The 25,683-nt window shown below is 66.8% G+C and carries 23 protein-coding genes; 13 read left to right on the top strand and 10 right to left on the bottom strand.

The window, feature by feature from the left end:
- Window positions 1-22: 22 nt before the first annotated feature.
- On the top strand, window positions 23-1,108 hold the full coding sequence (locus VIM12_RS11485; protein WP_331941768.1) for a PA0069 family radical SAM protein: 1,086 nt from the start codon (window positions 23-25) through the stop codon (window positions 1,106-1,108).
- A 92-nt stretch (window positions 1,109-1,200) separates the two neighbouring features.
- Here the strand turns inward: VIM12_RS11485 and VIM12_RS11480 are convergent, their stop codons facing one another.
- Window positions 1,201-2,223, bottom strand: a complete 1,023-nt coding sequence (locus VIM12_RS11480) for a TerC family protein (protein ID WP_331941767.1) — start codon at window positions 2,221-2,223, stop codon at window positions 1,201-1,203.
- A 378-nt stretch (window positions 2,224-2,601) separates the two neighbouring features.
- On the opposite strand from VIM12_RS11480, the gene VIM12_RS11475 reads away from it, so the two are divergent.
- The 9 genes from VIM12_RS11475 to VIM12_RS11435 all read left to right on the top strand — a co-directional run bounded on the left by VIM12_RS11475 (window position 2,602) and on the right by VIM12_RS11435 (window position 12,448).
- The gene (locus tag VIM12_RS11475) at window positions 2,602-2,790 is read left to right on the top strand and encodes a hypothetical protein (protein WP_331941766.1); all 189 of its coding nucleotides are present in this window, start codon (window positions 2,602-2,604) and stop codon (window positions 2,788-2,790) included.
- 83 nt (window positions 2,791-2,873) lie between these two features.
- Entirely contained in the window at window positions 2,874-3,224 is a 351-nt protein-coding gene (locus VIM12_RS11470) for a hypothetical protein (protein ID WP_331941765.1), read from the top strand.
- A 152-nt stretch (window positions 3,225-3,376) separates the two neighbouring features.
- Window positions 3,377-4,033 carry an exopolysaccharide biosynthesis protein gene (locus VIM12_RS11465; RefSeq protein WP_331941764.1) on the top strand — a complete coding sequence of 219 codons (657 nt, stop codon included), beginning with the start codon at window positions 3,377-3,379 and terminating at the stop codon, window positions 4,031-4,033.
- A 501-nt stretch (window positions 4,034-4,534) separates the two neighbouring features.
- On the top strand, window positions 4,535-5,371 hold the full coding sequence (locus VIM12_RS11460) for a hypothetical protein (protein WP_331941763.1): 837 nt from the start codon (window positions 4,535-4,537) through the stop codon (window positions 5,369-5,371).
- A 166-nt stretch (window positions 5,372-5,537) separates the two neighbouring features.
- Window positions 5,538-7,154, top strand: coding sequence for a cytochrome c oxidase subunit I (gene ctaD / locus VIM12_RS11455; protein ID WP_331941762.1), 1,617 nt, complete (start codon window positions 5,538-5,540; stop codon window positions 7,152-7,154).
- A gap of 37 nt (window positions 7,155-7,191) precedes the next feature.
- Window positions 7,192-7,647: a DUF2244 domain-containing protein gene (locus tag VIM12_RS11450; RefSeq protein WP_331941761.1), complete on the top strand. Its 456-nt coding sequence runs from the start codon at window positions 7,192-7,194 to the stop codon at window positions 7,645-7,647.
- Between the two features lie 175 nt (window positions 7,648-7,822).
- Complete coding sequence (locus tag VIM12_RS11445; RefSeq protein ID WP_331941760.1) at window positions 7,823-10,075, top strand: family 1 glycosylhydrolase; 2,253 nt, start codon at window positions 7,823-7,825, stop codon at window positions 10,073-10,075.
- A gap of 47 nt (window positions 10,076-10,122) precedes the next feature.
- Window positions 10,123-11,274, top strand: coding sequence for a UDP-galactopyranose mutase (gene glf, locus VIM12_RS11440; protein WP_331941759.1), 1,152 nt, complete (start codon window positions 10,123-10,125; stop codon window positions 11,272-11,274).
- A 109-nt stretch (window positions 11,275-11,383) separates the two neighbouring features.
- The gene (locus VIM12_RS11435; RefSeq protein WP_331941758.1) at window positions 11,384-12,448 is read left to right on the top strand and encodes a glycosyltransferase family 9 protein; all 1,065 of its coding nucleotides are present in this window, start codon (window positions 11,384-11,386) and stop codon (window positions 12,446-12,448) included.
- 413 nt (window positions 12,449-12,861) lie between these two features.
- Here VIM12_RS11435 and VIM12_RS11430 read toward each other — a convergent pair whose 3' ends face one another.
- Genes VIM12_RS11430 through VIM12_RS11420 form a run of 3 tightly spaced genes read right to left on the bottom strand, consistent with a single transcriptional unit; the run spans window position 12,862 to window position 15,447 of the window.
- Window positions 12,862-13,965, bottom strand: coding sequence for a glycosyltransferase family 9 protein (locus VIM12_RS11430; protein ID WP_331941757.1), 1,104 nt, complete (start codon window positions 13,963-13,965; stop codon window positions 12,862-12,864).
- Window positions 13,958-14,815 carry a glycosyltransferase family A protein gene (locus VIM12_RS11425; RefSeq protein ID WP_331941756.1) on the bottom strand — a complete coding sequence of 286 codons (858 nt, stop codon included), beginning with the start codon at window positions 14,813-14,815 and terminating at the stop codon, window positions 13,958-13,960. Before VIM12_RS11425 ends, VIM12_RS11430 begins: the two co-directional genes overlap by 8 nt.
- Window positions 14,812-15,447, bottom strand: a complete 636-nt coding sequence (locus tag VIM12_RS11420) for a DUF4254 domain-containing protein (RefSeq protein WP_331941755.1) — start codon at window positions 15,445-15,447, stop codon at window positions 14,812-14,814. The genes VIM12_RS11425 and VIM12_RS11420 overlap by 4 nt, the downstream gene beginning before the upstream one ends.
- 278 nt (window positions 15,448-15,725) lie before the next feature.
- On the opposite strand from VIM12_RS11420, the gene VIM12_RS11415 reads away from it, so the two are divergent.
- Window positions 15,726-16,232, top strand: coding sequence for an Hsp20/alpha crystallin family protein (locus tag VIM12_RS11415; protein ID WP_331941754.1), 507 nt, complete (start codon window positions 15,726-15,728; stop codon window positions 16,230-16,232).
- 18 nt (window positions 16,233-16,250) lie between these two features.
- On the opposite strand, the gene VIM12_RS11410 is transcribed toward VIM12_RS11415, so the two are convergent.
- The 3 genes from VIM12_RS11410 to VIM12_RS11400 form a co-directional block, all read right to left on the bottom strand.
- Window positions 16,251-19,358 carry an ATP-binding protein gene (locus tag VIM12_RS11410; RefSeq protein WP_331941753.1) on the bottom strand — a complete coding sequence of 1,036 codons (3,108 nt, stop codon included), beginning with the start codon at window positions 19,356-19,358 and terminating at the stop codon, window positions 16,251-16,253.
- Between the two features lie 62 nt (window positions 19,359-19,420).
- Complete coding sequence (locus tag VIM12_RS11405; RefSeq protein ID WP_331941752.1) at window positions 19,421-19,870, bottom strand: DUF1810 domain-containing protein; 450 nt, start codon at window positions 19,868-19,870, stop codon at window positions 19,421-19,423.
- A gap of 8 nt (window positions 19,871-19,878) precedes the next feature.
- Window positions 19,879-20,160, bottom strand: a complete 282-nt coding sequence (locus tag VIM12_RS11400; protein ID WP_331941751.1) for a hypothetical protein — start codon at window positions 20,158-20,160, stop codon at window positions 19,879-19,881.
- Between the two features lie 87 nt (window positions 20,161-20,247).
- Here VIM12_RS11400 and VIM12_RS11395 point away from each other — a divergent pair, with 87 nt between their 5' ends.
- Window positions 20,248-21,435 (top strand): polysaccharide pyruvyl transferase family protein, encoded by a 1,188-nt coding sequence (locus tag VIM12_RS11395; protein ID WP_331941750.1) that lies wholly within the window; start codon window positions 20,248-20,250, stop codon window positions 21,433-21,435.
- A 100-nt stretch (window positions 21,436-21,535) separates the two neighbouring features.
- The gene (locus VIM12_RS11390) at window positions 21,536-23,554 is read left to right on the top strand and encodes a fused MFS/spermidine synthase (RefSeq protein ID WP_331941749.1); all 2,019 of its coding nucleotides are present in this window, start codon (window positions 21,536-21,538) and stop codon (window positions 23,552-23,554) included.
- Here VIM12_RS11390 and VIM12_RS11385 read toward each other — a convergent pair.
- The 3 genes from VIM12_RS11385 to VIM12_RS11375 all read right to left on the bottom strand — a co-directional run bounded on the left by VIM12_RS11385 (window position 23,547) and on the right by VIM12_RS11375 (window position 25,435).
- Complete coding sequence (locus VIM12_RS11385; protein WP_331941748.1) at window positions 23,547-23,960, bottom strand: VOC family protein; 414 nt, start codon at window positions 23,958-23,960, stop codon at window positions 23,547-23,549. The two genes, VIM12_RS11390 and VIM12_RS11385, sit on opposite strands and share 8 nt — an antisense overlap.
- Window positions 23,961-24,090: 130 nt before the next feature.
- On the bottom strand, window positions 24,091-25,044 hold the full coding sequence (locus VIM12_RS11380; RefSeq protein ID WP_331941747.1) for an MYG1 family protein: 954 nt from the start codon (window positions 25,042-25,044) through the stop codon (window positions 24,091-24,093).
- Window positions 25,045-25,177: 133 nt separating this feature from the next.
- On the bottom strand, window positions 25,178-25,435 hold the full coding sequence (locus VIM12_RS11375; protein WP_331941746.1) for a hypothetical protein: 258 nt from the start codon (window positions 25,433-25,435) through the stop codon (window positions 25,178-25,180).
- Window positions 25,436-25,683 lie beyond the last annotated feature (248 nt).

The following is a 25,683-nucleotide window of genomic DNA, read 5'->3' as shown; positions in this document are numbered from 1 at the left end:
CGACATGGAGAATTCTTATCGCATGCCTCCGCCCACTGCAATCAAGGGCCGGGGTGCCTGTTCCAACGATCGCAGCCGCTTCGAGTCCTGGCAGCGTGAACCGGACCTGGAAGCCGGTGCCGAGTTCGACCCCGACATGCCGGAGACGCCCAGGCCAAGGACCACGATCTGGATGCAGCAGGCGCGCAGCATCATTTCCACCAACGACTCTCCTGACATTCCGTTCGACGCCTCCATCAATCCCTACCAGGGATGCGAACACGGCTGCATCTACTGCTATGCACGGCCAACGCATGCCTACATCGGGCTGTCGCCGGGACTGGATTTCGAGACCCGGGTGCATGCCAAAGCCAATGCCCCGGAACTGCTGGAGAAAACCCTGTCCTCTCCGCGTTACCGTCCGCAGACGATCGTCCTCGGCGGCAATACCGATCCCTATCAGCCCGCCGAGCGGGACCTGCGCATCAGCCGCGCGATACTCGAGGTGCTGGAGCGCTTCCGCCACCCGGTGTCGGTGACGACCAAGTCTGGCCTGGTGCTGCGCGACGCCGACATCCTGTCCCGAATGGCGCGCGACGGGCTCGCACGTGTCTACGTGTCCGTGACCAGCCTGCGCAACGAAATCGCGCGCACGCTCGAACCGCGCGCGAGCGCACCCGCACGCCGCCTCGCGGCGATACAGGGCCTGCGCAAGGCGGGAGTCCCTGTCGGCGTACTGGTGGCGCCGGTCATTCCCGCAATCACCGATGTTGAGATGGAGGCAATCCTTGCGCAGGCGGCTGAAGCCGGCGCCAGCAGCGCCGCCTATATCCTGTTGCGGTTGCCGCGCGAGGTGGCGGGCTTGTTCGACGAATGGCTGCATGCGCACCATCCGCTGAAGGCGAAGCATGTCGCATCGCTGCTCACCCAGATGCGTGGCGGCCGCCTCTATGACGCCCGCTTCGGATCGCGCATGAAGGGGACGGGCGTGTTCGCCGAGCTTCTCGGCCAACGTTTTGCGCTGGCATGCAGGAAGCACGGCCTGAATCGCGAGCGCGACGCGCTGCGGACCGATCTTTTTGCCGTACCCGTCGCGCCCAGCCCCCAGGCCGACCTGTTTGCGGACTGAAGCGGTGCAGCCCCGAAGGCCCGGCGGTCCCGCTTGATGGACCTCCGGGGCGGGTCAGGCTCGTCCTCTCAAGCCGGTTTTTTCGGACTGTCTCAGTGCTCTCCCGCACGCCCGCGTTCGGTCTTGGGGCGGAACGGAAACGCCGTTCCCGCCTTGCCGGGGCCGGCCGGTATCTTCAGCGACAGCAGCATCGTGGCCAGGAGCGTTGCAACCGTGAAGCCGAGCGACCAGGCGACGGGAATCTTGTAGACGTCCACGAGCAGCATCTTCACGCCAATGAAGACAAGGATGATCGCCAGTCCGTACGAGAGCAGATGGAAGCGCTCGTGCACGCCAGCCAGGAGAAAATACATTGCCCGGAGGCCGAGGATCGCAAAGACATTCGATGTGAGGACGATGAACGGGTCGGTCGTGATGGCAAAAATCGCGGGAATCGAGTCGACCGCAAACACTACGTCGACGATGCCAATGAGCAGGATCACGACGAGCAACGGCGTGGCCAGCCTTGCGCCGTTGGCGGTCGTGAAGAATTTCTCGCCGTCGTAGCCGGGGGCGATCTTCATGTGCCGGTTGATCCAGCGGAGCGCCGGGTTGTTGCCGAGGTCCGGCTCCTGGCCGGCTGCCCACCACATCTTGATCCCGGTGAACACCAGGAACGCGCCGAAAACGTACATGATCCAGTGAAACCGGACGATGAGCCAGGCGCCAATGAGGATCATGATGGCGCGCAGGACCAGGGCACCCAGAATGCCAATCATCAACACCCGCTTCTGAAAGGCTGCCGGTACTGCGAAGTAGGTGAAAATCATCAGGAAGACAAAGATGTTGTCGACCGCGAGCGCTTTCTCCACCAGGTAGCCGGTAATGAACTCGAGTGCCTTGGCGTCGGCCAGCGCCCGTGCAGCGGGGTCGGGTCCGATGCCGCCAAGGTGCCACCACAGCCAGCCGACGAAGAGAAACGATACGCCGACCCAGATGATCGACCAGATGGCGGCTTCGCGCATGCTGACGGTATGCGAACCCTGCCGGTTCAGTGCCAGGAAGTCGATCGTGAGCGCAATCAGGACGAACGCTGCAAACAGCGTCCACAACAAGGGGGTGCCGATGGAAATCATCGCGACGAGCCTCTCAACCCAAACCGGCAACGCTTGGGCAACAAATTGTCGGGGATCCTCGCCAGTCTTGCTGCCCGGGTGATTTCCGTTCCCGGGACACGATACCGAACGCCGACGGCTGCCAACCCATCAACGTCGTAATGACGGCACCGCAACACCTGCGCCAGGCGCAGGTGTCAGCTACTCCCTTTGAGAGGCTGATGAATTGAAGCAGAAAGCGCGGGGATTCGTCAACCTGTTCGCGGGGGAAACTGCAGAACCGCTGTCAGGGAGTGAGCCCGTCCTTCGCGCAGCAACTTGCGACGGCCGCTTTCGGCCTGATCGCCGTCGCAATCTCACAGGCCCTTGCCTCTGAATGCACGCCGCGTGACCGGGGGCGTGGCACGCCTGCCGATGCTGTCCGGCTTTCGCCGGCCGCCGCGCGTTGCAAAGCGCATGACCGATGAGGCTTTTTCCGAAAAGGCCGGCAACGTGGGCCTCGCCGCGCGCACGTGGCGGCGGCGCTCCTTCGCCCTGTCCTGCTCCATTTTTTCGGTAGTATTGTTCAGCTTCACTTCGCTTTTCTAATATGTCCGCCCCGCCTATCATGCGGCTTCCCATACCCGCCGTCACCGGCGCGGGCTGCCGTCTCCGCCCACCCGGACCAACCAATGAGCGTAGCGATGTCCACCATGAAGAAGCACCAGGCTGCCGCTGCCCGGCATCAGATCGGGCTCACCATCCAGTATGAATCGCAAGGAAGCGCAGACGTTGCCGCACTCATGGAAAGCATCAGGCAGTGGCGGATGACCGCAAGCGTGGACGACGAGGAAGTGGAGGCCAGGGCCGGCACCAGCCAAAGCATCTACCGGGCGCGGCTGCTTTGCCGGGATGCGGCTGCGGTCGTACGCAGGATGAAGGCGGCGCTCAGTCTGGAGACGGCAATCAGGCGCGTTTCGATGCGCATCGAATACGGCACCGGCGTTAGTGCATCCCGGGCAATGGTCAATCTGGTAGCCTAGCGTCTTTCCGCGGCTGCGATGCGCACGCCGGGCTTGCTGCGGCTTTCCGCGCATCCTCGAAATGCGATAGCATGCGGCCGCCGCACTCCTGAATGACATGGGACGCGCGGCGGCGCTCCCGACATCCGTTTACTCGACCAAGCTTCCGGTGCATGAACCACTCTCGAAAATCCACCCACAACCACCACGCCCCCGAACTGCTGAGCGAGACGCTCACCGCGATGATCCAGGCGCTTCCGCCCGCCGGCGTGACCCTGAACCACCTGCTCGTGATGACCGGCAGGGACGGATTGATGATCCTTACTGTCCTGCTGTCACTGGTGTTCCTGATTCCGGTGTCGATCCCGGGTGTGAGCACGGTATTCGGCGCCGCGATCCTGCTGATTGCGCTGTGCCGGATGACAGGGCGCGAGCTTTGGCTCCCGAAACGGTTGCGTGACCGGGTGGTGTCGACCGAGAAGCTGAGGCCGGTGCTGGAACGCTCGCTGCGCTGGATGGCGCATCTTGAGAAGGTGTCCGAGCCGCATCGCATGACCTGGCTGGTCGCAGGACCGGTCGCCGCCATGATCAACAACGCCGCGCTGGTGCTGGGGGCCGTGCTGCTCATGGCGCCTTTCGGGCTGATCCCGTTCAGCAATACCTTCCCCGCCGTGGCGCTGATGTGCCTCGCCGTTGGCCTGGTCCAGCGCGACGGCGTCTGCGTCATGCTTGGCCATGCCGCCAATCTCGCCACCATCCTCTACTTCGGCCTGCTACTGACCGGGGGCGGGCTGGCGCTGCGCGAAGCGTTCCAGCGCATCTTCGGCTAGCGCCGATTGCCGTTCCGCTTGTCGCGGGGTGCCGGGACATCGGGAAGATCTCGGGATCGCAACGGGGCGCGCGTTGTCCTTGCTTACATCGGGGCTTTTCCCGCGCGGTGATGTCGACGCAATCGCGCCGGCATCGCCTCTGCCGCCAGGAACGATCTGCCGCACCCTTCCACGGCCGCAGGCGATCGCCTTCTGCGGTCTGCACGAGCGATGGAAGTGCGCCCCCTTCGCGAGCAGGATGATGCCGGACCGTCGGGATGTCGGCAAACGCGTGCTCGCGCGGAACCGGGCGAACCCGCGCCGGGACCTGGCGACAAAACCCATCTTCTGCACGGTTGTCGAACGGGTATTCCTGCTGCCGCAGTGGCATGCCAGGTTGCGCCGGAGGAAAAGCTGCTTGCAACCCCGGAACTTGCCGCCGCGGTCATGATCAAGGTGACAGCAACGCGGTACCCGCGGGCGGTCGCCTGCGTGTACCTCAATCAGGAAAAGGAGCCAGCTATGTATCGATACTCGTCAAGCAATCCGTCCAGGATCACCTGGCTGATGGGCGGCGTGGCGGCGGGGCTGCTTGCCATGTATTTCGGCGACCGGGTGCAGGGAAAGGGGCGGCGCGCGGTGGCGGTCGACAGGCTGCGAAGCGCAGTCGCCAGGTCCGGCGACGCGATGGGCACGGCTTCGCGCGACCTCGGCAACCGCCTGAAGGGGCTGCAGGTCCGCACCCGCCGGGCGATGAGCGGAAACAAGGTGACCGTCGACGACGATATCCTCGTCGCCCGGGTACGCCAGCGTATCGGCCGTGCAGTCTCGCATCCGAGGGCCGTCGTCGTGACTGCGCAGCGGGGCAGCGTTACGCTCAGCGGGCCGGTGCTGGCGCGGGAGAAGCTGCATCTGCTGTCGGAAGTGAAAAAAGTCCTGGGCGTGCTGCATGTCGAGGACGGGCTGACCGTGCACGAGCAGGAAGACGGCATCCCTGGGTTGCAGGGCGGACGGCCGCGTACCGGGTCGGGCCGCGCTGACTGGCCGCCGGCCTGGCGCGCAGCCGCCGTCGCCGCGGGCGGCACCCTGGCCGCCTTCGGGCTCAGCGGACGCAGCCCGGCGCGGGTGCTTTCCGGGCTAGCCGGCATCGGCATGATGGCCCGTGGCATCGGAAGCAGTACGTGGCGGCGGCTGGCGGCCGTCGCCGGCGCCGGCGAAGCGGGCCAACCCGCGTTCACGATGCCTGGCGCGAGCGCGCCCATGGGGGACCATGCTGCCGTCGGCACGCCGCCGTTCGGCTCCGGCAACGATCCGCTGCTATCGCGCGATCCCGGCGAACTGCGCGCAGGGCCGACCTGAGATCGGTCCCGGGCTGTCGGGCCCAAAAACGTATTTCCCGGAGGCGTCGCGTCCCTGCGCCTCTTTGATTCGCGTCAAGCGGGCGGGTGCAATGTAATCGGCACGGCGGCAACCAAGACGCATGGCCCGGCATGCCGCCGCGCCAGCGAGCCTTCCCGGAGACCCGATGAGCACGACAGATGTTGCCGCCCATGGCCATGCGCATGGCCATCCGCACGACCCTACCCACGACCATGCGCATGATCATCCTCACGGCTGGCGGCGCTGGCTGCTCGCCACCAACCACAAGGACATCGGCTCGCTGTACCTGTGGTTCTCCTCCTTCATGTGGTTGTTCGGCGGCCTGCTTGCCATGGCGATCCGGGCCGAACTGTTCCAGCCCGGACTGCAGGTCATGCAGCCGGAGGTCTACAACCAGTTCGTGACGATGCACGGCCTGATCATGGTGTTCGGCGCGATCATGCCGGCCTTCGTCGGCTTCGCCAACTGGATGATTCCGCTGCAGATCGGCGCGTCCGACATGGCGTTCGCGCGGATGAACAACTTCTCGTTCTGGCTGCTGCCGCCCGCGGGCATCCTGCTGGCCGCATCCTTCCTCGCGCCCGGCGGCGCCACCGCTGCCGGCTGGACGCTGTACGCGCCGCTGTCGACCCAGATGGGCGTCGGCATGGACATGGGCATCTTCGCGTTGCACATCATGGGCGCGTCGTCGATCATGGGCGCGATCAACATCATCGTCACCATCCTCAACATGCGTGCTCCCGGCATGACGCTGATGAAGATGCCGATGTTCTGCTGGACCTGGCTGATCACCGCCTACCTGCTGATCGCCGTGATGCCGGTTCTCGCAGGCGCCATCACGATGACCCTGACCGACCGGCACTTCGGCACCACCTTCTTCAACGCCGCCGGCGGCGGCGATCCGGTGATGTACCAGCACATCTTCTGGTTCTTCGGCCACCCCGAGGTCTACATCATGATCCTGCCGGCCTTCGGCATCATCTCGCACATCATTCCCGCATTTTCCCGCAAGCCGCTGTTCGGCTACGCGTCGATGGTGTATGCCACCGGCTCCATCGCGATCCTGTCGTTCATCGTCTGGGCCCACCACATGTTCACCACCGGCATGCCGGTGACCGGCCAGCTGTTCTTCATGTACGCAACCATGCTGATCGCGGTGCCGACCGGCGTGAAGGTGTTCAACTGGATCGCCACCATGTGGAAGGGTTCGATGACCTTCGAGACCCCGATGCTGTTCGCCGTCGGCTTCATCTTCGTGTTCACCATTGGCGGCTTCTCGGGACTGATCCTGGCGGTCTCGCCGATCGACATACAGGTGCACGACACCTACTACGTGGTCGGGCACTTCCACTACGTGCTGGTCGCCGGGTCGATCCTTGCCCTGTTCGCCGGCTTCTACTTCTGGGTACCGAAGTGGACCGGCCACATGTACAACGAAAGGCGCGGGCAGATTCATTTCTGGGCCTCGGTGCTCTTCCTCAACGTGACTTTCTTCCCGATGCACTTCCTGGGACTGGCCGGCATGCCGCGCCGCTACGCCGACTACCCGGCGCAGTTCACCGATTTCAACGTGCTGGTGTCCGTCGGCGGCTGGCTGTACGGCCTGACCCAGGTCTACTTCGTATTCGCCATCCTGTTGCCGTGCCTGCGCGGTGGGCCCAAGGCGGCCGACAAGCCGTGGGACGGTGCCGAGGGGCTGGAGTGGACGGTGCCGAGTCCGGCGCCGTTCCACACCTTCGAAGTGCCGCCGATCGTGAAGTAGGCGGCGGGGGACGGCAGGATGCAGGGGAGAGAAAGGGATGTCGATGGACAAGCAGGAATGGCTGCTCAAGCGCAACTGCAGCCTGTCGCCGCGCCAGCTGGGACTGGCCTATGTCGTCCTGTGCGTGATGTCGTTTGCGGTTGCCGCGACCTTCACGATGATGGGCGCGTGGCAGGTAATGATATTCGCGCTGCTGGAAATGGCGGCGGTCGCGCTGGCATTCCTTGTTTATGCGCGCCACGCCACCGACCATGAGCATATCGCGCTGACGGAAGGGTGCCTGCTGATCGAGCAGTTCGACGGCGGCGAGGTCCACCAGGTGCGCCTCGACCCATGCCGCACCAGGGTCGGCGTGCCGCGAAGGTCGCAGGACCTGATCTGCTTCGAGGCGCGCGGCGTGCGGGTCGAGGTCGGCCGTTTCGTTCCGGCCGCCCGTCGCCGCCAGATCGCGCACGAATTGCGCCTCGGTGTCGCCGGGCGCAGCCTGCGCTGAGGGCGGGTCGCGCCCTGTTTTCCCTTGGATCAAGACGGCTGCTGGCACGTCGATTGCAGGGCCAGCAGCTACGCAGCCGCCTCCCTTGCAGGGGACGGCATCTCCTCGTCATTTCTTCCCGATCAATCCGATATTTACAAATTTGTCACGTTACCCAACCGAAAGCAAAGAACTGATGAACAACCAGGAACAGCAGAAAGACAGCAATCACATCGCGCTATGGGGTGGGCTCGAATGCACGGTCAACAGGGTGGTAGATGAATATTTCAGCCAGATGGAAAGAAACGGGCACGCGACCCGGCGGGACGACCTGGAACGCTTCGCCTCGCTCGGAATCGAGGCGATCCGCTACCCCGTGCTCTGGGAGCGCATCGCGCCGGACGGCCTGGAGAAGGCGGACTGGTCGTGGCCGGACGAGCGCCTGCCGGCGCTCCGGGATCTCGGCGTCAACCCCATCGTCGGCCTGGTGCATCATGGCAGCGGTCCGCGCGACACCAGCCTTCTCGATCCGGCATTCCCGTCCAGGCTGGCCGAGTACGCGGGGGCGGTTGCCCGGCGCTATCCCTGGGTACAGGACTGGACACCCGTGAACGAGCCCACCACCACGGCCCGCTTCAGCGGCCTGTACGGCGTCTGGTATCCGCACGGGCGCGACGAGCGCAGCTTCGTGCAGGCTCTGCTGAACCAGTGCAAGGCCGTGGTGCTGTCGATGCGCGCGATTCGTGAAGTGAATCCGGCGGCACGCCTGGTGCAGACCGACGACCTCGGCAAGACCTACAGCACCCCTGAAATGGCAGAACTCGCTTCCTTCTACAATGACCGGCGCTGGCTGGGCTGGGACTTGTTGTGCGGGAAGATCGACGAGAACCATCCGCTCTGGTCCTACCTGCTCGGTACCGGGATTCCGGCGGCGGATTTCCTCTGGTTCCGCGACAATCCCTGCCCGCCCGACATCGTCGGCGTCAACTACTACATCACCAGCGAGCGCTGGCTGGACCACCGGACGGAGCGCTATCCGGATCGCTATGTCGGCACCTACCGCAACCTGCGCCACGCCGACATCGAGGCGCCACGGGCGCTCGCCACGCCCACGCCCGGCATCGGCCCGCTGCTGCAGGAGGCGTGGGAGCGTTACGGGCTGCCGATCGCTGTCACGGAAGCCCACATCGACGCCAACCGGGAAGACCAGTTGCGCTGGCTGGAGGAAATCTGGGAGGCATCGCACGAGGTGCGGGCCCACGGCGTTGACATGCGCGCAGTCACGGTGTGGGCCTTGCTCGGCTCCTTCGACTGGAACTGCCTGGTCACCCAATGCAAGGGTTACTACGAACCCGGCCCGTTCGACGTGCGTTCGGAGCGCCCGAGACCCACTGCGCTGGCCGCGATGATGCGCGAGCTTTCCGCGCGACGGCCGCTTTCGCACCCGGTGCTCCAGGGGCAGGGCTGGTGGCGCCGTCCCGGACGCTTCTTCTGCCCGCCGGTCGCGACCAGCGCGGCCGTCGCCTCGCTCACCGCGGAACGCCTGCATGGCAGAAATCATCCGGCGCCGCCGATACTGATCACCGGCGCCACCGGCACCCTCGGCCGTGCCTTCGCCCGCATCTGCGAAACCCGCAACCTGGCTTTCCGTCTCGTCAGCCGGCAGGACATGGACATCGCCGACCCGGCGTCGGTGGAGCGCGCGATCGCGCGATACCAGCCCTGGGCGATCATCAACGCCGGCGGATACGTGCGCGTGGACGATGCCGAACAGGACGCGGCGCGCTGCTTCCGCGAGAATGCCCACGGCCCGTCGGTGCTCGCCATCGCCTGCATACGGCACAACATCCAGCTGATGACCTTCTCGAGCGACCTGGTATTCGACGGCAGCCGCCAGGAGCCCTATGTCGAGAGCGACGAGGTCGCACCGCTGAACGTCTACGGGAGGAGCAAGGTCGAGGCGGAGCGCAAGGTGCTCGATACCTGCCCCGACGCGCTGGTGATCCGCACCAGCGCCTTTTTCGGTCCCTGGGACAGCCACAATTTCCTGACGCTGGCACTGAAGGCGCTTGCCGAAGGGTCGCCGTTTTCGGCGGCAAATGACATGACCATCTCGCCCACCTACGTACCCGACCTGGTGCATGCATCGCTCGACCTGCTGGTGGACCGCGAGAAGGGCATCTGGCACCTGACCAACGCCGAGCCCATCACCTGGGCCGACCTGGCGCTGAAGGCAAGCGGCATGGCCGGCATCGATGCCAGCCGCCTGGAGGCCGTGCCGAGCGCGCGCCTCAACCACGCCGCGCCGCGCCCGGCGTACAGCGCGATGCGCAGCCGCCACGGACTGCTGCTGCCGTCGCTGGACGACGCCATCGAGCGCTACCTGCGGATGCAGCAGCAGGCGGAGGAGCAGGACTACGCGGGACAGGCCGCCAATACCGGCAGCTAGTCCGCAGGCGAACGCCGCAAAGGGCATCTGACAACGAAAGGAGAACCGTGAAGAAGATCGGCATAGTGGGAGCGGGATTCTCGGGCGCCGTGATCGCCCGGGAACTGGCGCAGGCGGGGTACCAGTGCGAAGTGTTCGATGCCAGGCCGCATGTGGCCGGCAACTGCCACACCGAACGCGATGCGGAGACCGGAGTGATGGTGCATGCGTACGGCCCGCACATCTTCCATACCAGCAACGAGAAGGTATGGAACTACGTCCGGCAGTTCGACGAGTTCATGCCGTTTACCAACCGGGTGAAGGCGATCACGAAGGGCCGGGTGTTCTCATTGCCGGTCAACCTGCTCACCATCAACCAGTTCTTCGGCAAGACCTTCAGCCCGCGGGAGGCGGAGGCCTTCATGACGACGATCGGCGACAGCAGCATCGCCGATCCGCAGACCTTCGAGGAACAGGCGCTGAAGTTCGTCGGCCGCGAGCTGTACGAAGCCTTCTTCAAGGGCTACACCACGAAGCAATGGGGCATGCATCCGTCCGAGCTGCCGGCCAGCATACTGAAGCGGCTGCCGGTACGCTTCAACTATGACGACAACTACTACGCCAGCACCTTCCAGGGCATGCCGCGCAACGGCTATACCGCCATCGTCGAGCGCATGCTCGATCATCCGAATGTCGAGGTGCACCTGAACGCCCGTTTCGAGCGCAGCATGGCGGGAGAGTACCAGCATGTGTTCTACAGCGGTCCGGTCGACGCATGGTTCGACCACAGCGAAGGCCGCCTCGGCTACCGGACCCTGGATTTCGCGGCGGAGCGGCACCAGGGTGACTACCAGGGCAACCCGGTGCTGAACTACTGCGACGAGGATGTACCGTGGACCCGGATCTCGGAGCACAAGCATTTCTCGCCGTGGGAGTCGCACGAGAACACGGTCATCTTCAAGGAGTACAGCCGCTACTGCGAGGAGAACGACACGCCGTACTATCCGATCCGGCTGGCGCGCGAGAAGACCCAGCTCAAGCGCTACATCGAGCTGGCCAGCGACGAGAAGAACCTCACCTTCGTCGGCCGCCTGGGCACCTATCGCTACCTCGACATGCATGTGACGATCGGCGAGGCGCTCGACGTTGCGGAACGCTTCCTTGCGGCCCGCAAGGCGGAGCAGCCGATGCCGGTCTTCGTCGTCAACCCGCTCGGTTAGTCCACCGCAGACTGTTGCCGTACGGTGGTTGGCGCTGATCAACCCGGCGCCATCCACGGTCCGTATCATGGAATCCCCGGGCCATGCAAGCCCGACTGTGGAGACCCGTATGGCGCTGATAGATACCGAACTGCAAGAATCGACCGGAAGGGCGGTCCTGGCGAGACAGCGCGTCCGCTCGGTCGCGGTATTCCGCGCACTGCAGCTGGGCGACATGCTGTGCGCGGTGCCGGCGCTGCGGGCGCTGCGCGGCGCCTTGCCGGCCGCACGCATCACGCTGATCGGACTGCCCTGGGCAGAGCAGTTCGCGGCGCGATTTCATCGCTACGTCGACGATTTCATCCCGTTCCCCGGGCATCCGGCGTTCCCGGAACAGCCGTACCGGGAAGACCAGATCCCCGGCTTTTTCCAGACCGTCCATGCCCGCAACTTCGACCTTGCGCTGCAGATGCATGGCAGCGGGCAGGTCAGCAACCAGATCATCGGCACCTTCGGGGCCGAAGCCGTCGCCGGCTGCGCGGCGGCGGGCAGCGGCGCCGACCCCGACTGTTTCGTCGACTATCCCGAAACCGGGCCGGAGCCATTGCGGCTGCTGAAGCTGACCGAATTCCTCGGCGCGCCGACGCTGGGCACCCACCTGGAGTTCCCGATCACCGCGGAGGACCAACGGGAACTGGCGGAAAGCGGGCTGGCGGCCGGCGCCGAACCCGGCCGCTACATCTGCATCCACCCGGGCGCGCGCTTCCGCGACAAGTGCTGGTCGCCGTCGCGTTTCGCGGAAGTCGCGGACAGCCTGGCCGACGAGTTCGGCGTGTCCGTCGTGCTCACCGGTTCGGCCAAGGAGGGCGATCTGACCGCCGAGGTCGCCAGTCACATGAAGCACAAGGCCATCGACGCGGCCGGACCGATTTCCATTGGCGCGATGGCGGCACTGATGCGCGACGCGCGGCTGCTGGTCTGCAACGATACCGGCGTCTCGCACATCGCCGCGGGCCTGCGCCTGCCGAGCGTGGTGGTCTTCAGCAAGGCGGACATCCAGCGCTGGGCGCCACTCGACCAGGATCTCCATCGCTGCTTGTGGGACCCGGAAGGACAGCAGGCGCAGACGGTGGCCGCGCAGGCTCGCGCGCTACTCTCAAGATCCGCGACTGTTGGCCAGGCGGCCCGCGACTGACCTGTCGCCGGCGCGAAGCACCCGCACCGGCGTCCTGAAACCGACCGAGGCGCGCATGGCCGCGAGCATGGCCCGCCGCGGCGGCCGTTCGTCATCCCCCCGCTGTCATGGGGTATGGGCCAGCCTGGACCGCGGAAGACCGGTCTTCAGGGTGCACAGAGCGCCCCGGCGCGCCAGCGGCTTCGGCCACCTCCCGGAATGAATGCCGATGCTCATGCCGGCGACGGGCATTCCGCCAACGCGCCCCCGCTGTTGCACCTCAGGCGCAGCGGCCATCCCGGTTCCTGCCCATCCGCCCTCTGTCGGGAACACCGCTCGTGCCGTCGCCGGTCCGCAGCGTGACGTTCCATCATCCGCACCAAGGGACATTCTCGGCTCTGCCGCGGCGAGCAGCGCCGCACGACTGGATCGGGTCAATCCCGGTGCCGTCCGTCGAGCAGTTCCATCGCCATGTCATGCACCTGTTCGACTTCCACCAGGTCGACAAAGCTGGCGTCATGAGGACAGCGTGTCCGGAGGTTCTCCTCGCCGCAGACGGGGCAGTGCACACGCGCGGACATTGCGGCGCGGTGCAGGTCCTGCCGCAGCGGCGCCGACTCGGCGAGGTTGCTCAGCCAGTAGATGCCGATGGCCGGCGTGCCGAGCGCAAGACCGAGATGCAGCGGCCCGGTGTCGTTCGAAACCAGCAGCGCGGCGCGGTCGAGCAGGCCGCACAGACCTGACAGTGACAGCCGCCCGGTCAGGTCGATGGCCGGCTGGCGCATCCGCTCGCGTACCGCACGCACCATTGGCCCTTCGTCGCGGGTACCGTTGACCGCGACGGTCATGCCCTTTGCGGCAAGCAGGTCGCCGATCGCCGCGTAGCGTTCGGGCGGCCAGCAGCGCCGCGGGTCGGTGGAGCCGGGCTGCAGGATCACCAGGCGCTGCCCCGGCGTCGCCGGAAGCACGGCTTCCGCTTCGCGCCGGTCCGCATCGGTGGCCTGCAGCTCGGGCTCCGCACCCAGGTCAAGGCGGCCGGCGCCGGCCAGCGCCGCGACCTCCAGCATCTGCAGGCGCCGGTTCTGCAGGTCGCCATGCCGCACGCTGCGGTCGAGCGCGGGGGCATTCGCCGCCCGCATGCCGATGGTGAGCCGGGCGCCGAAGCGGCGAACGAAGGGATTGGAATACAGGCCGCCGCCGTAGATCTGCAGTGCAAGGTCGAATCGTTGCGCGCGCATGCGATCGACAAAATCCTCGACCGCCGCCTGGTCGACTTCGGCGTCCGGCGGCATGCCGACGCCGGGGCACGGCGGGATGACCTCGACCCGGTCCACCGGACCCGGTCGTCCGGCCAGGAAGTCAGCGTGCCACTGTCGACCGACGTAGGTAATGTCGGCGTCCGGATAGGCCGCCTTCAACGCGTGCAGGCAGGGCAGGGAGAACACGAAGTCGCCGACGGCATTCGGACGCAGCACGACGATGCGGCGCACGTCCGGCAGGAGCAGGCCTGCCGCCTGCGATGCGCGGGTCTCAGCCATGGGCGGGCCCCTCTTCCAGTACGGTCAGGGGCAGCACTTTCGGCGCATCGACGTCGCGCGTGGTCACCGTGGTCGGCAGCTCCATGTGATATGCACCCGACGGAATCAAGCCGCAGCCGCCGAAGCGCTCCATCACGCGCAGTTGCGCCAGCACGTCCTCGCCGCAGTGGGCGTCCGGGAGCTGCTGCCAGAAATCAAAGCCGCCCGCGGCGCGCAGCTTTGCGCTGTCGAACAGCACGCAGCCGCCTATCCAGGCGACGCGGTACAGGCGGCTGTGCTCGCGGTCGAGACCGAGCCGGGTCTGCACATGGTAGAGATTGGCCGCACTGTGCAGGTGGTGGCGCGACCACGCCGCGCTCCCGGGAGTAACGGTCTCCGGCACGACCCGGCCTTCCCAGAATTCGATCTGCTGCTGATGCGGCCGGATGTCGTCGACGAAGCTCAGGCCGTGCAGGGCGCTGCCGACGAAGCCGCACTGCTGCTCGGTGATGGCCTGCAGCAGGCGCGCCAGCAGGTCGGTCTCCAGCATGACGTCGTCGTCGAGAAAAAGGCAATACGGCGCGCTCACCCGGGACAACAGGAAGGCCCGTTGCTCGGCCATGCCGCGCCGCGGCAGGTGCCGCAGGCATTCGACCTCGCGCCCGCCGGCGCGCAGCAGCCGCACCACGGCCTTGACTTCGGGACGGTCGAATGAGGCCGGCCCGTCCGACTGGTCCGATATGACGATACGAAAATTGCGGACGGTCTGTGCGGCCAGCGCTGCCAGCGTCACGGCAAGCGCGCAGGCCCGATTGCAGGTCGGCACCAGCACATCGACCAGCGGCTGCCCGTCCATGCCGCCTTGCCTCATGCCGCCATTCCTTTCGCCGGCTGGGCCTGCTTCCCGTAGAGATAAGGATTGAGCGTCGGATCGTTGTACATCTTGAACTGACGGTACACCTTGAAGTACGCGGTGCCGGCGGCCGCCTCGGCCAGCAGCTGGTCGAGGCAGGCACCGAGGTCGCGGCGCTGCGTCTGCAGGCGGTGCAGTTTGTCGCGACACTTCTCGATGTGCTCCGCGCTGGCATCGACGCGCTCGGTCTGCTCGCGCATGTGGAAGATCTTCAGGCTGAGGATGGAGAGACGGTCGGTCATTGCGCCGGCGGTTTCGCTGTTGAGGCGGGCGCCGGCGGCGGGAGGCTGGTCGCCCGACTGCCCGAGCGCGGACAGCAGGGCCTCGTCGACGCATTCGACCGCGTCGTTGCGCTTCTGGTTGTACTGGTCGATCAGCCGCTTGCTGGCGGCGATCGCCTCCGGCCCGACGTCCGTGCGACGGGCCTTGTCCTCTTCATTCCACAGCAGCGTGTTGTAGCGATGATTGGTCTCGATCCAGTGCCAGGCGCCGGTGAGGGAAGCGTCCGGCTCCCTCTGCGGCCAGTCCTGCGCGGCCAGCATCCTGTCGTGGAACTGCATGATCGATTGCGCATCGAGTCCGTTTTGCATGGTGTTCCTTTCCGTGATCGTTCAACGCGCGGCGAACGCCGCGTCCGTGTGTTGCCTGGATTACGTGCATGCAGAAAACGTCGTTCAGCAAGAACCATGCTAGCCGCCGCTGTCGCACCCTGCCTTGCTCGCGCGCAGCCGCGGCGCGGGCGCTCGTGCAATTACTGCAAATGACTGTAAATCGGCAATGCCCTGACGCAGCTTCTCTTTTCCTTTCGGAAGGCATTGAAATCGCCGCTTCGGCAGGCACCTATGAATCCCGCATGAAGGAGCCGAACATGAACCTGAATGAACTCAAGCAAAGTTTTTCCACGCTCTGGGACTCGATGTCCGAGGGATGGCAGCACCTGCGGCAGTCGGCGTCCAGCGCGCTGACCGGTTTCCGGCCGGGGCAGGAAACCGGCCTGCCGGAGAAGGGACTGGTGGACGACATGTTCTTCATTCCTTCGGGCACCTGGTCCATGTTGGGAAGCAACCTGTTCGAGGACGAGCGCCGCGTGGTCGTGCAGGTCGAGGTGCCGGGTGTCGACAAGGAGGCGCTGGACGTGGAAGTGCAGGAGAACCTGTTGGTGATCCGCGGCGAAAAGCGTTTCCGGCGCGAAGCGTCCGAAGGCCGCTACCGCGTGCTTCAGTGCGCCTATGGGCGTTTCGAGCGGGTCGTGGCGTTGCCGGCGGCGGTGCTTGGCGACCAGGCGAAGGCCACCTACGCCGACGGCGTGCTGCGGGTCGAGCTGCCGAAGCTTGATCCGGGCACGCCGCGCCGCCAGTCGGTAAAGGTGGAGTAAGCCTGCATCGGGCGTGGGTCAGGTGCCGCCGCGCGGCCCCGCCGCCGCGTCCGGCGCCGGCAGCAGTTCCAGCACGCGGGCGACGAATGCCGACAGGGCGAATGGTTTTGCCAGCATCGGCACCGTGCCGCTTGCGGCCTGCTGGTCCCCGTAGCCACTGATCAGCAGGGCCGCGAGGCCAGGCCGGTCGGCGAGGACCTGCTTGACCAGGGCGTTGCCGTCGACGGACCCGGGGAGGCCGACATCGCTGATCAGCATGTCGATCCGGTTTCCCTTGCGCAGGAGGGCGAACGCCTCCTCCGCATCCCCCGCCTCGACCACCCGGCAGCCGATGTCCTGCAGCATTTCGCGCAACAGCGTGCGAAGCTGCGTTTCATCCTCGACCAGCAGCACGTCGGCATCGCGCAATGCCGCATGGGCCGGAGCGACGGACGAGGCCGCCTCCGCACCCGCATCCTGCGCCTGGCGCGAGCGGGGCAGGCATATGCGGATCGTCGTTCCCTTTCCGGCTTCCGAGAAGATGCGCGTGTCTCCGCCCGACTGGCGGACAAAGCCGTAGACCATCGACAGGCCAAGCCCGGTACCCTTGCCGACCGCCTTTGTCGTGAAGAAGGGATCGAAGGCGCGCGCCGCGACATCGGGCGGCATGCCGGTCCCGGTGTCGCTCACCGACAGCATCGCGTATTCGCCGGGCGGCATGTCCTTTTCCTGCTGGCTTTCGCCGATCACGAGCTTGCGCGTCTCCACCGTGAGCGTGCCGCCTCCCGGCATCGCGTCGCGGGCGTTGATGGCGAGGTTCAGCAGGGCGTTCTCCAGCTGGTTCGGGTCGCAGGCGACCGGCCACAACTCCGCCGCCAGGCGCAGCTCGAGCCGGATTGCCGGGCCGATCGCCCGCTGGACGAGGTCCGCGACGCCGTCGACCAGCTGGTTGATGTCGACCTGCACCGGTTTCAGCGACTGCTGGCGGGCGAACGAGAGCAGCCGCTGGATCAGCGACGCGGCGCGGCCGGTTGCCGTGGAAGCCGTGTCGACATAGCGCTCCAGCCCGTCGGTCCGTCCCTGCTGCAGGCGCAGCGACATGATCTCCATGCTGCTCACGATACTGGCCAGCAGATTGTTGAAGTCGTGCGCGATGCCGCCGGTCAGCTGCCCGAGCGCCTCCATCTTCTGGCTCTGGTGCAGCTGCTGATGCGCGTGCTCCAGCTCCCTGGTGCGCGCCGCCACCCTTTCCTCCAGCAGCCCGTTGACGTCCCGCAGCGCGGCCTCCATCGTCTTGCGATCGCTCACGTCGCGGAAGAAGATGGCCAGGCCCTCGCCCGAGGGGTAGAGCCGGATGTCGAGCCAGAGCGGACGGCTCCCGGAAAGCACCTCCTGTTCGAGCACCGCGTGCCCGCGCTGTGCCAGCACCTGCCGGCAGACACGCATGGTTTGCTCGGGAAAGGCCTGCGGCCAGAAGTCCGTGAGGGTGCGGCCGGCAGCTTCACCTGCGTCCCGGCCGCCGAGCCGCAATCCCTCGGTGTTGACCTGCAGGATGCGCAGGTCCCGGTCGACCAGGGCGAATCCTTCCGCCATCGCCTCCAGGATGCCGCTGCTGCGGTCGCGCTCGGCCCGCAGCGCACCCTCGAATTCCTTGCGCGCGATCTGCTCGCGGCGTTCCAGCAGCATGCGGCGCAGTTCGAGCGCAGCCTCGGTATCGACTGCCAGCCAGCGCTGCGAGCGGTTGCGCACCGCTTCCTGCCACAAGGCGAAGGACTTGCGCGGATGCAGCCGGCCGTCGGGTGCATCGACCGGCTTGTCCGGGTTGCCGGCCCAGTTGCGCGCCTCCACCACTTCCCGCCGCAGCGCGAGGAAATGGCTGCCGGCCTGGTCCAGGCGGCAGTAAAGCGCGCCGCTCGCGACAGGCGCGATGTCGGCAAGCCCGGGATCGAGCGCGGCCAGATGCCTGCTGTGCGTGACCACGCCTTGCAGCTCGCGCTGCAGCGCCGCCCGCACCGGCTCCGCCACGCGCTGCGGCAGGGCGGCGCCGAATTCCAGCGACACGCCGTCCACGTTCAGCAGCAGGGTGTCCGCCCCCAGCGCTTCCAGCATCTGCCCCGATGCTTCCTGTACTGCGTCCTGGAAGCGCGTTCCTGCAGCAAGCGCTTCCTGCACCTGCCGCAATGCCTGGGTGCGCGCGGCGCGCATCCGCGCTGCCTCGCCGCTTTCGATGGTCGCGACCGCGTAGGAAGCGATCTCGGCCAGCGCCTTGCAGCGCAGGCGCGTGGCGACCGGCACCATGTGGGGCGTTGCATGATGGCAGGTGAGCATGCCCCACAGGCGGTCGCCGCACATCAGCGAAACCGTCAGCGAGGCACGCACGCCCATGTTGCCGAGGTATTCCAGGTGGACCGGCGCGGCGCTGCGCAGGGTGCTGTAGCTCATGTCCGGCGAAGGGTAGGGTGGATGCAGCGGCACCGGGCGGGCGCTCACGTCCGGAATCAGCCGCAGGTGGTTCAGCGTAAACAGCTTGCGCGCCTGCGCCGGAATGTCCGATGCCGGGAAATGGTGCCCAAGGAAGCTTTCGCGATAGACCTCGTTCCGGTCCTCCGCGATCACGACGCCATGCCAGTCTTCGTCGAAACGATAGGCGATGCAGCGGTCGAAGCCGGTGAGACGCCGCATTTCCCTCGCCAGCAGGCCGCAAAGCGCCTCGGCACTGGCGCAGGTGTTGATCGCACGAAAAGGCAGTTCACCCTGCAGTCCCGGCAGCGTCCCGGCTCTGTCGCCGGCCGGCTCGAACTCCGCCAGCAGCGCTCCCCCGGACATGTTGTACTGCATGTAGCATTCGCGCGCGGCGCGTTCCCCGGGCAGGTGCACCAGGGTGGGCGACACCGCATGCAGGGCGCCGCGGGAGAGGGCGTCGCGCAGGGCTGCACATGCGTGTGCGCCTATCACGTCCTCCAGCATGCGCCCGACGGCTTCTTCCGCGACAATGCCGAGCACCTGGTCGAGGTTTGCGCTTGCCTGCTGGATGGACAGGTCCTGAGGCCGCAACACGAGCAGCGCACCGAAGCCCTGTATCAGGCCAGGGATGTGGATAGGCTCCTTGTCACAGGCAGTGAGGTCCAGCGGTTGGGTTGTCTGCATCGGGCAATATAGGCGCGGCCTGCGCCGGACTCCGGAAAAGGGCTTACCAGATATACCGCTGGTCAACGAAAAAGTTCTTCAATGCCGGTTTCCCCAAGCAGGGCGAGGGTCGCGGGATCCGGCTTTCCGCGAAAGAACTTGCGCAGGCACTCGAAGAAGATGCCGTTGCCGTTGCCGTCCGCAAGGGCGAACAGTGTCATCGAGGAATGGAACTTGAGGTCGTCCGGCGGTCCGAAAACCGCGGCCGGGTCGGACCACGGTGCGGCGCAGGCGAGCGCGGCGCACGCGCGCAGCCGCCCGCCCAGCACCGGATGGACGAGATAGGCCCGGGCCTCGTCGAGCGACGCGATGGCAAAGTGCCGCGACAGGGCGCTCTGTCCAAGTCCGGCGAGTTGCGGAAAAATGAACCACATCCAGTGGCTGCGCTTGCGGCCCGCCTGCAGTTCCTGCAGCACCGTCGCGTACACGCCATCCTGGGCATCGAGATAGCGCTGAAGGTCGGCGGCCGCCATCACGATCTTCAGCTCGAGAGCGGGCCCTTGCCGAGCACCCGCAGCAGCGCATCCTTGCCATGGATACGCAACTGTTGTTCCAGCTGTGCGGCGGCCGCATGCTCGGTGCCCGACGGTCCGCTGGTGATGCGTTTTCCGGAGGAGCGCTCGGTGACGGCCCAGCCGCCATGCTTGTCGTACAGCCAGGAATGCAGGATGAATTGCAGCTCCTCGAAACCCGCCACGCGGATTTCCTCTCCCAGCAGTTCCTGCGCCTGCCCGAACTCGTTCTGTATCAGGAATTTTTCCATGTTGAATAGTGCGGCTCGCGCCGCGTCTAGGGAGAGATTGCGACGATGATGACATGGTTCCACGATCGGCGCGCCGGCGAGACGGGCATGGTTCGACCCTGCATCGTGTTCGGCGCCTTTGACCGGCACAATTTCGGCGACCTGCTGTTTCCGCACATTCTGGCAGCGTTGTTGCCGGACCGGCCGCTGGTGTTCACCGGGCTGGCGGCCCGCGACCTTACCCCCTTCGGCGGGCACCGGACCCTGGCGCTGGCCGACGTTGCCGCGCAGTTCGCCGGCGAAGAGGTGGACATCGTGCACGCGGGCGGCGAAGTGCTGACCTGCAGCGCATGGCAGGCGGCGGCCATGCTGCTGCCGTCCGCGGATGCGACCGCAGCAATTGCCTATCTCGAGTCCGATCCCGTCGCCCGCGCCGCCTTCGTCCGCGACGTGCTTCGCGTGCCCTCGCACGCGCCCTACACGGCCGGGCGCGCGCTGTTCCCGCGCGCGCGCCGCGTGATCTACAACGGCGTGGGCGGCGTCGGCCTGGCGCAGGCGGCGGCCGTCCGTGACGAAGTCTTCGGCAAGCTGCGCGACGCCGACCTCGTGGGCGTGCGGGACCGCGATACGCTCGCCGCGCTGGCGGCGGCCGGCGTGGGCGCCCGCCTGATGGCCGACCCGGCGGTGCTGACGGCCGCACTGTTTGGCGGCCGGATCAGCGCGCGCATCGCGCAAGGCCCTTGTGCAGCGATTGCGGCGGCTTTTCCCCGCGGCTACGTGGCAGTGCAATGCAGTGCCGACTTCGGGGACGATGGCACGCTGGCCGCGCTGGCATCCTCGCTGGATGCGGTAGCGCGCCGCACCGGCCTCGGCGCCGTCCTGTTCCTCGCCGGGACGGCACCCTGGCATGACGACCGTCCGACATGCGCGCGCCTGCTGCAGAAGCTGTCGCAGTGCCAGGCGCAGATTTTCCCGTCGCTCGACGTCTTCGACATCTGCGCGCTGGTCGCCGGCAGCACCGCGTATTGCGGCAGCAGCCTGCACGGCAGGATCATCGCCATGGCCTTCGGCCGGCCCCGCGTCTCGCTGTGCCGCACGCATGGGGAAAGCTGTGCAAAGGCTGCCGCCTTCGCGGCCTGCTGGGATCCGGAAATGCCGTGCGCATTGCCGCAGGATGCGGGGCGGGCGCTGCAGTCCGTCCTCGGGATGTCCCCGGCTGCCCTCGACCGGGCGGGCGCGGCGGCGGCAGTTGCCTATCATCAGGCGTTCGATACGGTGCGCGCGGCGCTCGCCTGAAACCGCGCCCCGGACGCCACCCTGACGCTGCCCGCGGAAAACTCGTTGCGCGACCGGCGGTCACAGCTACTCCTGCCTGCTGTCCAGACAACAATTCCAAATGACCCGACTCCTCTTTGCCGGCACCATCTTCTGCAGCGCCTTCCTGCTCTTTCTCGTCCAGCCCCTGATATCGAAGCAGATCCTGCCATGGTTCGGCGGGTCGGCGGCGGTATGGGCGAGCTGTCTTGCCTTCTTCCAGGCGGTCTTGCTGGCCGGATATGCCTATGCGGACTGGGTGACCCGGCACCTGTCCGCGCGTTCCCAGGCCTTGCTGCACCTGACGCTGCTCGCGCTGAGCCTGGCCTTCCTCCCCATCGTCGCCGACGCGGGCTGGAAGCCGGATGGCACCGAAGACCCGTCCTGGCGCATCCTGCTGATGCTGGGCGCGACCATCGGCCTGCCGTATTTCCTGCTGTCGACCACCGGGCCCCTGGTACAGGGATGGATCAGCCGCACGCTTCCGGGCGCGCGGGTCTATCGCTACTACGCGCTGTCCAACCTGGCGTCGCTGGCGGCGCTGATCGGCTATCCGCTGCTGCTCGAGCCGCGCGCCCGGGTACCGGTGCAGGCCGGCATCTGGTCGGCGCTGTACGTCTTGTTCGCCGTGCTATGCGCAGCCTCGGCGCTGCGCGCCCGCCGTCAAGCGCCTTCGCTGTCTGAAACGCACCGGCAGGAAGGGCAGCTTGCCCCGCAAGCTCCCCGTCCCGCCTCCTACCTGCTATGGCTGCTGCTGTCGGCCCTCGGTTCCTGGCTGCTGCTGGCGGTCACCAACCACATCACGCAGAACATCGCTTCCGTGCCCTTTCTCTGGGTGCTGCCACTCAGCCTCTACTTGTTGAGCTTCATCCTGTGCTTCGAAAGCGACCGCTGGTACCGGCGCGCGTTCTTCCTGCCGGCAGGCGCCGCCGCGTTGCTGCTGTGCGCCTACGGCCTGCAGGATGCACGCCTCGGTTTCAACATCCGCACCGCGGTGCCGCTGTATGCAACCGGCCTGTTCCTGCTGTGCATGTTCCTGCACGGCGAGCTGGCCGCGATGCGGCCGCCGCCGCGCTACCTGACCCGCTTCTACCTGATGCTGTCGCTCGGCGGCGCGCTCGGCGGCATCGCCGTCGGCCTTTTGGTGCCACGCCTGCTGCCCTCCTATTACGAGCTCGGCATCGGGCTGGCGGCGGTCGCGGTGCTGGCGGTCTTCGTGTTCGCCGGGCGCCGTGTGCTGGTGGCGGCCTCGGTGCTGCTGGCGCTCGCCTGCGGCTATTTCCTCCAGATCCAGGTCAGCCGCGACCTGGACACGGCGCGCCGCATCGAGCGCAATTTCTACGGCAGCGTGCGGACGCAGGACACGCTGCGCGGGGAGGGCAGCGTGCGCGGGCTGTACCACGGCTCGATCCGGCATGGCGAGCAGTACCTGGTCGCGCATCGCCGGCAGGAGCCGACCAGCTACTATGGCGAGAAGAGCGGCGTCGCGCTGGCGATCCGGGAAGCCGGTGCCGGCAGCGGCGGCCGACGGGTGGGCGTCATCGGGCTCGGCACGGGGACGCTGGCGGCATACGGCAGGGAAGGTGACGTGTTCCGCTTCTACGAGATCAACCCGCAGGTGATGGCGATCGCCCGCGACGAGTTTTCATTCCTGCGCGACAGCCGCGCAAGGGTCGAGACCGTCCTCGGCGACGCGCGGCTGGCACTGGAGAAGGAAGCGCCGCAGCACTTTGACGTGCTGGCGGTGGATGCCTTCTCCGGGGACGCGATACCGGTGCACCTGATCACGCGGGAAGCACTCTCGGTGTACCGGCGCCACCTCAGGCCCGGCGGTGTCGTCGCCTTCCATGTCACCAACAAGTTCCTGTCCCTGGCGCCGGTGGTCGAGCGTCTCGCCGCCGACCAGGGCTTGCATGCGGTGCGCATCGTCGACAGCGGCAACGACACCACCGGCCATCGCACCGACTGGGTGCTGGTGTCGGCGCAGGCGGACATCCTGCGGCGCCCGGCGATCCGGGACGCCGCCGCCGCCATTCCCGCGGCGCCCGGGCTCGCCGTCTGGACCGACGACTTCAACAACCTGTTCGAGGTGCTCAGGTAGGCGACGCGACGACCAGCCAGCTCACGCCGAACCGGTCGGCGACGGAGCCGAAGCTGCTGGCAAAGAAGGTCTTCTGCAGCGGCATCTCGACCTTGCCGCCCTGCGCAAGGGCATTGAACACGCGCGCGGCCTCGGCGTCGTCGCGCACGCCGATGGACAGGGAGACGCCCTGGAACCCGGTCTGGGTGCTGCAGCCGTCGGACGCCATCAGCATCGAATCGCCGATACGGAATTCCGCATGCATGACCTTGTCCTCGAAGCCCGGCGGCACCATGCCCGGCGCGCAGGGCTCCGGACTCTCCCTGAAGCGCATCATGGTCGGCACCTCGGCGCCCAGGGCTTCGCGGTAGAAGGTCAGCGCCTCTTCGCAGCGGCCGCCGAAAAACAGGTAGGGTTGGACTTGCATGGTTCTCTCCTCTGGGACCGGGCAAAGCGGCGCCGGGCGCGGGAACGCATTGCCGGCGCTCCTGCGATGACGACGAACGGCGCCGCCCCGGATCGACAGCGAGAGAAGTATTTCTTCCAGGCCCGGGGCTTCAGGCGCCGCGCGGGTCGGGCTCCGCGAGCGCCAGGCGGGCAAGACGCATGATGCCCTCGTACGATACCGCTGCCGCAATGAACACGTTGTTGTGGCAGAAGATCGCGTCCTCGACGCCGGTCACCGCCGCCAGTTCGCCGCCCCGCAGGCCCGCCCATGCCTTCGGCAGGTCCTTGCGCGCCTTGAAGCTGTCGGCGGCCACGGGAACGGTGTGGATCATGTGGCGGTTCTCGTTCATGCTGTAGCTGACCACGAACAGGACCTCCGGCATCTCGTTGCGCACCACGCTGGACCAGGGCAGCGCGGCATTGCCGAGGAACAGCACCGAGCCACCTTCCAGCCGCTCCGCCTGACGCACCTGGTCCAGGGCAAGCAGGGCCCCGACCCGGTACTTCACCGCATTGATGATGATTTCGCGGATGAAGCCCATCGCGCGGCGGAACTGGTTGAGGCGGAATTCCTCCGCCGCCTCGACGCTGCCGGCCATCTGTTCGTCGATCCAGGTAGGATTGAAGCCGGACACCACCGCCGACAAGCCATAGCCGCCGGGCGCATTCTTGGCGCTGCCGGTATCGGCCATATCGAGGTATTGGACCAGATCGCTGTCGATTGCCCAGGCAATCTCCTGCGCCCGCTGAGGCGGCAGTTCCTGGCCGCAGCATTCATGCGCAAGCTGAGCGACGCAGCGTCCGCCGTACTCCTTCCACACCAGTCCGGCGCTGGCATAGACGACGCCATTCTGGCGCGCGCCGTCAAAGCCCTTCTGGTGATGATCGAAGCGGCCGGCGGCGGCATCCCAGACCCCGCCGACATCGACCGCAAAATCGGCTTCCGCCAGGCGCGCCGCGTCGCGCGTGCGGATAAGCTGGCTGCCAGGGAAGAGGATGTCGAGCACGGCGACGGCCCAGACGTCGTCGGCATGGAATTTTCCGGAATGGGTGGCGATGAGCATTTGGCTTGCGGGAAAGTGGATTGCACACGGAGGTGTGACGCGCGGCGGCCGCGGAGATTCCGGCAAGGATAGCGGCGATCCGGATTTCCTGCAGCGCGCCGGGCTGCCTCGCGACGCCTGGCGGCGGACCGCGTCAGCCGGCGGCCGACCCGATGGGGACCACGTTCCCGGAACCGCTGCGCCCGGCCCGGTCGGCGCCGCCACTCAACGCGAGCTGCACATCGGCCTGCCACAGGCAGTCGCCGAGGTCGCGCACTTCCCGCGCTTCCCGGGCCAGGTCGCGCGACGGTCGCAGGCCGAGCGCCTGTGCGCGCGCCGCCTCCGCTTCCAGCAGACATGCCAGTGTCGACAGGTGCGCCGCAATCGTCCTGCTGTTGACCGTGTCCGTCATGTCCTGTCCCTTCGATGGTGAGTGCGCACCGCTATTGTGCATGCCGGTTGGATGAACCCGCTCCCTGCGGCATGGCATGCCGCATTCCGGTGCTGTCGCGGCGGTGCGATGGCCGACGTTGCCTTCCCGCGCAAACGCATGCAAGCGTCGTGCCGCGGTGCGCCTGATGTGGCGGCTGCCGTCCGCGTACGCGCACGCGCGACAGCGCTTTGCCCGGCAGGCTACAGCCAGCCGAACAAGGCAAGCAG

It is taken from the genome of Noviherbaspirillum sp. (genome assembly GCF_036563305.1).
Lineage (GTDB): Bacteria > Pseudomonadota > Gammaproteobacteria > Burkholderiales > Burkholderiaceae_D > Noviherbaspirillum.
This window is presented reverse-complemented; position numbering and strand designations above follow the sequence as displayed.